Source organism: Cytobacillus sp. IB215665, assembly GCF_033963835.1.
In the GTDB taxonomy this organism is placed as follows: Bacteria; Bacillota; Bacilli; order Bacillales; family SM2101; genus Nanhaiella.
The window spans coordinates 415227-421226 of the sequence record NZ_JAXBME010000004.1; the positions used below are offsets into that span (position 1 = coordinate 415227).

Below are 6000 nucleotides of genomic sequence, written 5' to 3' on the forward strand. Positions count from 1 at the left end.
ACAATAATGCAATTAGCACTTAACAGAAGAAAAATGGTAACTAAACAAGGTAGAATTGCCAAATGAGGTGACAATGTTGAGTAATAAAAGTAAAAAGCCTGAGCTAAAAGGTTGGCTTTTATGGATGATAACTTTAACTTTAGTAGTTGTGATTACCGGATCATTAAAATAGGTAGAACCTTTAGCGTAAAAGAATACATGGTTTTACCTATTTTTATGTTATCTACTCTTACATAACATCCTCAAATTTTATTCATTACACTTATACTAACTTATAAAGTACCCCTAATTAAAAAACCTGAGTAGAAATTAATCCACACAGGTTAAGAATTGTTTTTTAATATTTATCAACAGTCCTATGTAGGAATGCTATTTAGATTATCGAGACAAGGGATTATCTAGATTAATTAAAATTGTGTTCCATATCCTTCATAAGTAGCTAACCAGTGATCACTATAGGCAGGGTCGTCCTCTATCCATTCTATTTTAGTTAAATCAAAATCTCCACAATATTCATCCCAAGAACAATCAAATATTGTTTTTGGAATATCAGCATCTCGACCATAGTATTTTTTTGTAACTTTAACCCATTTTGTAGGAGAAACTAATAAATGTGCTTCTCCTTCCACTGCTCGATCTGCTACAGCAGCATTCGATACGTGCGGGATACTCCCAAAAATAGATGCTGTTAATGTTAATACAGTTACTGTTTTTAGTATTAATTTTTTCATTAAATAACCACTCCTTAGTTTTGGTTTGTTTTTAAGAAATAGAAAGGTAACAATCTATTCTAGCTAATTGGTTCCTATCAAAATGGATACTTTTAAACTTACTAGAAATCTATCCAGTCCTCTGGATCAATAGGTGTAGACCCTTTTAGTAGTTCAAAATGTAAATGTACATTTGTTGCTTTTCCGGTTGCACCCATTACACCGATCTTATCTCCTGCTAAGACTTTTTGACCTTCTGATACAGAATCCGATGCCAAGTGTTGGTAGCGAGTTGTGTATGTTGTACCATTAATCTTATGTTCTATATCAACATAGTTCCCTCTTTCGGATTGGTAGCCAATATATGCCACAGTCCCACTTGCACTTGCAAGAATATCCGTTTTACTACTTGATACGTCTATCCCATTATGCTTTGCTACTTTACCCGTAATTGGATCAGTTCTCTCTCCATAAGGACTTGTTACGGTATAACTAGAGCTACTAAGTGGAATTCCAAAACCATCTACCAAAATCCACTTATCACCTAACCAAGTTTTTATCTTATACCAATCTCCATCTTGATCAACTACATCAACTGTTTGAGGTGAAACTGTTGCACCAGTTTTGCTGTAAAAGTTTGCATTGTTGAAAAGTGGTGTTTCTTCCGTCAAAGTTAATTCACTTACAGCAGCAAGATTAATAGACATAGGTTTTACATCCGCAAGGTTTGCAGCAAGCGCATTACTGACTCCTGATAAAGCGATACTTGTTGCAAAAAATCCAACTGCTATTTTTTTGTACATAAAATCCCCTCCTTAAATTTCATATGTAAGACGAATGAGTTCACTTTTTGTCGCGTTTTTTTTAAAAAAATTCTAAAAAATAAAAAAATTGTGTAAATATTACTAGTTTTTTGTTAGAATAAAGCGGATAATATATGGTAAATTTGACTGGTTAATAACTATTTTTTTGTGATAACATTGTAGGAAATTTATTAGGGGGGTGAAATAATTAGTATGCCACGAAATAATAATGTAGAAATACTTCGTCTATACGATCAATATAGCAGTCGTATTTTGAAGTTTATTTTTGTACTTACTAAAGATTACTACGCTTCCGAAGACTTAACACAAGATACATTTATTAAGGCCAGTAAATCGTTATCTCAACTAAAGAATAAAGAAAAAATAGAGACTTGGCTATTTCAAATTGCCCATAATATCACAATGGATTATATTAGAAGAAAAAAATTCAATGTTTTAGAACAATTAATTCCACTTTCAAGAGAAAAAGAGATTAATCCTTCAACAGAGAGAGCAATAATCATCACTGAAAATTGTAAAGAGTTGTATGATGCTCTTAGTAAATTAAAACCAACATATCGTAAAATTATTACTCTTAGAAAAATTGAAGAATTATCTATTACAGAAACTAGTAAAGTTTTGGGTTGGTCTGAAAGCAAAGTTAAATCTACTTTATCAAGAGCAATAAAAGCCCTTCGAGCCGAATTAGAAAAAGGGGGATATATTTATGAGCAATCGTCATAAAGAATATCCATTTAAAGGTGTGAAATCCTTGGATGATGGAATACAATGGGATACACAAAAACAATTTGAACTAAGACAGAGAATAGAGTCAAGTTTAAATAAAAAACACAAAAGAGAAAAGGCTGTATTTAGGTTACTTCCAATGGTTGGGTTAGTGACTGCATTATGTATTGTGAGTATATTGATAGCTTCATACATGTATGAAGAAGACTTGAAAAGTCATGGGAGTGCTCCTAATTTTGTAGAGAACACGGCTGAGGCTGCACTTAGTGTGATAGAAGTGCTCAATGAAAGCTCTACTATTCATTACGTCAATTTAGATATAACTACGGGAGAAGAGTGTAATTTCTGGTTAAATAACTTACATGATAGTTACAACTATAAATACAAAGTATATGCTCCTGATGGAAGTTTGATTGGAGAATCTACTACTGCTGGTTCGCAGGAAAGGTTATATTCAGTAGATTTAAGCTTATATGGTTCAGGTAAATATAAAATTAAGGTATATACACCTGCAGGTAATATTGGAGGTAAATATCATTTGAGAGTTAGAAATTTTTAGGTATAAAAATAGTTAGTTACCTTTGTTTATAACAGAAAAGATTTTTACATTGATGAGATGATGAAGTTTACAATAAAAGAACAATTTTATCGTGAATAAATATATTAACAATTATAATTTTATATATATATTTAATAAAACAACATGATTGACTACCATGAATGTGCTCCATTACCCACACAATATGTATAGGAAGTACATATTTTTAATTACACGGCATTTGCATATTTGCTTAGCCTCATATAACCTCTACTCTTCGGAGTAGGGGTTTTTTAAATTGCATTAAACTATGTTTTAAATATATAAACGAAAAGGTAATTATGTCTGTGAGTGAATAGTTAAAATTGTAATTTTATAGGTGTACTTAAATAAAACGGAATCCTATGAAAAATAAAGAAAAAATGGTATTTTAAAGATGTTTATGATAAAATAGTTTTTCGACATTACATAATAATTAGAATTTAGATTAGGAGAATGATAATAGTGAGAAAAAAGGTATTACTTATGATGGTTATAGGGAGCCTACTAACTTTTTATTCGAATACACTTCCATCGTACAACTTTTCAAATGTCGCTAGCAATGTTTGTTGTGGTGGAGGCGAGCCTGGAGAATAGGAGCCACTAAAAAAAGAGAAGCTCGAATAATGAAGGAAGATATATACGGAACTCATGACTAATAATATGAGTTCCGGGTATGCTTACCTCGACTTGAGATATATAGTTCCAATTCTTCAGAAATGTAAAATTGAAACTACACATAGTACATAACCATATTATTTAGAATAACGAATACAAAAAACAACTCTTGCATAATATACAATACAGCAAGATATTCACTCCACGAAAAAACAGCCCTGCAAGCATGTAGGGCTGTTATATTATTTGTACGTTTATTATGTCCTCAAATTTAATTCTATGCACTTCCTCAAATTTATCCATTACTCTAATATGTTTATTGTATTGATCCAAAAAATGAATATATCCCATACATGGCTTGAAAGAACCATTCTCAAAATATGTCACAGTCACTTCTTGTGTAAACTCAATAGCCTCCAGAATTGTGCTATTAATTTCCTCAATTTCATGCTCATCTAAGACAGGTTTTTCTAGCTTATAATAATCAGCCTGAGCTTCTTTCATCATCTTCATTTGTTCGGGTTGAATAAATGCAGGCATCCATTTCATAATTCCTCTATCTTTCAAACGTATCACCTCAGTACTTATTATATGCGAAAATATGTTCGTTTATTGAAAGAAAAAATAAAATTTTATAGTGTCCTGTCCACACAATTGGTGGTAATAAATCATAATTTATAATCGGATGGGAATTTCCAACTTCATTGCCTTTACTTTTATGAGTAGGGGATTTTTTATTTTGTGTCTATCATCATATAAGTACATTAATGAAAAGATAATTTCGTCTGAGGGCGTTATAGCAACACTAAGAGTATGTAACCCTCCCTATTGTTCATGAAAGGAGGAGACATCAGAGAGGGGAGAGTGAAAGTGATGGAGTACTTTATTTTATGCAAGTATTTTAGTTAAGGTTGTATTAATCGATAGGTCAAAAATCATTTTTATGCAACTCATTGGACATTGTGGTTATTAGAAATGGAGGGTTTTATTTGTTTATTTGCTTTTTTAACGAGTATTGTTAGTTTCATTTTTTCTGAGATGAGAAGGGGTTCTCTTATTAATTTACATAATAGTACTACTTTTAGTATATCGCAGATTAGCTTCCATTGTGCTTTTGGACAATGAAAAGGTATTAACAATTACAATTACAGCCTCACAATTAAAATGTAACCAATATAAATCTATGGGCTCAGTTAGGCGTGATGGAAATTACATTTGCACGTATTCCAACAGGAACCACAGCAATCACACTATGCGTTTTCACATCTATGACCGATACGGTTCCAATAACACTTGGGGGATTTTCAAAATTAACGACATAAGCCAATTTGCCATCTGGAGTGAAAGACATCCCAGATGGAGCCCTTCCAACCGGTACCATAGCAATTACATTATGAGTTTTCACATCTATGACGGATACTGATCCAGGATTGTCAATCACATTATTTATGACATAAGCTAATTTGCCATCAGGTGTGAAGGACATAGCAATTGAGTCCCGTCCAACTGGTATCGTAGCAATCACGCTATGAGTTTTCACATCTATGACCGAGACAGTTCCATTACCCATGGGCTCAGTGTTTATAACATAAGCCAATTTGCCGTCAGGCGTGATAGACACACCACGTGTATCCCTTCCAACTGGTATTGTAGCAATCACGCTATGAGTTTTCACATCTATGACCGAGACAGTTCCATTACCCATGGGCTCTGTGTGTGCAACATAAGCCAATTTGCCGTCAGGTGTGAAGGACACCGCACGTGGATCATCATTTGCATTATTACTAATCTGCACCGTAGCAATCACACTGTGAGTTTTCACATCTATGACCGAAGCAAATGTAAAAGATGGAATTTCTTGTCTACTGGTAACATAAGCTAATTTGCCATCAGGAGTGAAAGACACAACATTTACTGGATTTTCAATCGCAACCGTAGCAATTACATTATGAGTCTTCACGTCTATGACTGCAACGGTTGTTACTTCTATAACATAAGCCAATTTGCCATCAGGAGTGATTGACACCGCACGTGAATCATCGTTAATCGGCACTGAAGCAATCACTTGGTGAGTTTTTACATCTATAACTGATAAAGTTGCATTATTTTGGAAATTCCCACTGTTCACAATATAAGCCAATTTGCCATCGGGCGTGAAGGATATAGCACGTGAACCAACTCCAACTGACACTGTAGCAATCACATTATGGGTTTTCACATCTATAACCGATACAGTTCCGTTACCTGAGGGCGAAGCGTTATTTACAACATAAGCCAGTACCATAAGAATCACCCTATCTATTTAATTTGTTACCTTAATATATGCGGGATAGTTTGAAAATAATTTCTCATATATACCAAAATAAGAAAAAAAGATATAAGGGCACATACTCTTTTTGCATTTTAGTAAACTCAATGATTAATGTGTCCAATAGTAAGATAAGCTTTTCTTACTATTGGACTTAATGAAAATGTTATTAAACAATACCAGCTAATATAAGTCAATACATTTTAAGAAATCATAATAGATTTAAGATGATATAAT

The 6000-nt window shown here is 33.0% G+C and carries 7 protein-coding genes; 3 read left to right on the forward strand and 4 right to left on the reverse strand.

Annotated features, from left to right (window positions below; translation table 11 throughout):
* Positions 1-407: 407 nt before the first annotated feature.
* The gene (locus SLH52_RS08240) at positions 408-731 is read right to left on the reverse strand and encodes a hypothetical protein (RefSeq protein ID WP_320208776.1); all 324 of its coding nucleotides are present in this window, start codon (positions 729-731) and stop codon (positions 408-410) included.
* A gap of 101 nt (positions 732-832) precedes the next feature.
* Complete coding sequence (locus tag SLH52_RS08245) at positions 833-1513, reverse strand: M23 family metallopeptidase (RefSeq protein ID WP_320208777.1); 681 nt, start codon at positions 1511-1513, stop codon at positions 833-835.
* A 213-nt stretch (positions 1514-1726) separates the two neighbouring features.
* Here SLH52_RS08245 and SLH52_RS08250 point away from each other — a divergent pair, with 213 nt between their 5' ends.
* The 3 genes from SLH52_RS08250 (at position 1727) to SLH52_RS08260 (ending at position 3434) form a co-directional block, all read left to right on the forward strand.
* A complete protein-coding gene (locus SLH52_RS08250; RefSeq protein WP_320208778.1) occupies positions 1727-2257 on the forward strand; it encodes an RNA polymerase sigma factor in 531 nt (176 codons plus the stop codon).
* Complete coding sequence (locus SLH52_RS08255) at positions 2241-2819, forward strand: hypothetical protein (RefSeq protein WP_320208779.1); 579 nt, start codon at positions 2241-2243, stop codon at positions 2817-2819. Before SLH52_RS08250 ends, SLH52_RS08255 begins: the two co-directional genes overlap by 17 nt.
* 483 nt (positions 2820-3302) lie before the next feature.
* Positions 3303-3434, forward strand: a complete 132-nt coding sequence (locus SLH52_RS08260) for a hypothetical protein (protein ID WP_320208780.1) — start codon at positions 3303-3305, stop codon at positions 3432-3434.
* A gap of 258 nt (positions 3435-3692) precedes the next feature.
* On the opposite strand, the gene SLH52_RS08265 is transcribed toward SLH52_RS08260, so the two are convergent.
* Together SLH52_RS08265 and SLH52_RS08270 are read right to left on the reverse strand one after the other, a co-directional pair.
* A complete protein-coding gene (locus SLH52_RS08265) occupies positions 3693-4022 on the reverse strand; it encodes a YolD-like family protein (protein WP_320208781.1) in 330 nt (109 codons plus the stop codon).
* Positions 4023-4644: 622 nt separating this feature from the next.
* Entirely contained in the window at positions 4645-5739 is a 1095-nt protein-coding gene (locus SLH52_RS08270; RefSeq protein ID WP_320208782.1) for a cytochrome D1 domain-containing protein, read from the reverse strand.
* Positions 5740-6000: the final 261 nt, after the last annotated feature.

Excerpts from the sequence above, each read along its gene's own strand:
- SLH52_RS08240 (WP_320208776.1), bottom strand. The coding sequence starts at position 731 with ATGAAAAAATTAATACTAAAAACAGTAACTGTATTAACATTAACAGCA.
- SLH52_RS08245 (WP_320208777.1), bottom strand. The coding sequence starts at position 1,513 with ATGTACAAAAAAATAGCAGTTGGATTTTTTGCAACAAGTATCGCTTTA.
- SLH52_RS08250 (WP_320208778.1), top strand. The coding sequence starts at position 1,727 with ATGCCACGAAATAATAATGTAGAAATACTTCGTCTATACGATCAATAT.
- SLH52_RS08255 (WP_320208779.1), top strand. The coding sequence starts at position 2,241 with ATGAGCAATCGTCATAAAGAATATCCATTTAAAGGTGTGAAATCCTTG.
- SLH52_RS08270 (WP_320208782.1), bottom strand. The coding sequence starts at position 5,739 with ATGGTACTGGCTTATGTTGTAAATAACGCTTCGCCCTCAGGTAACGGA.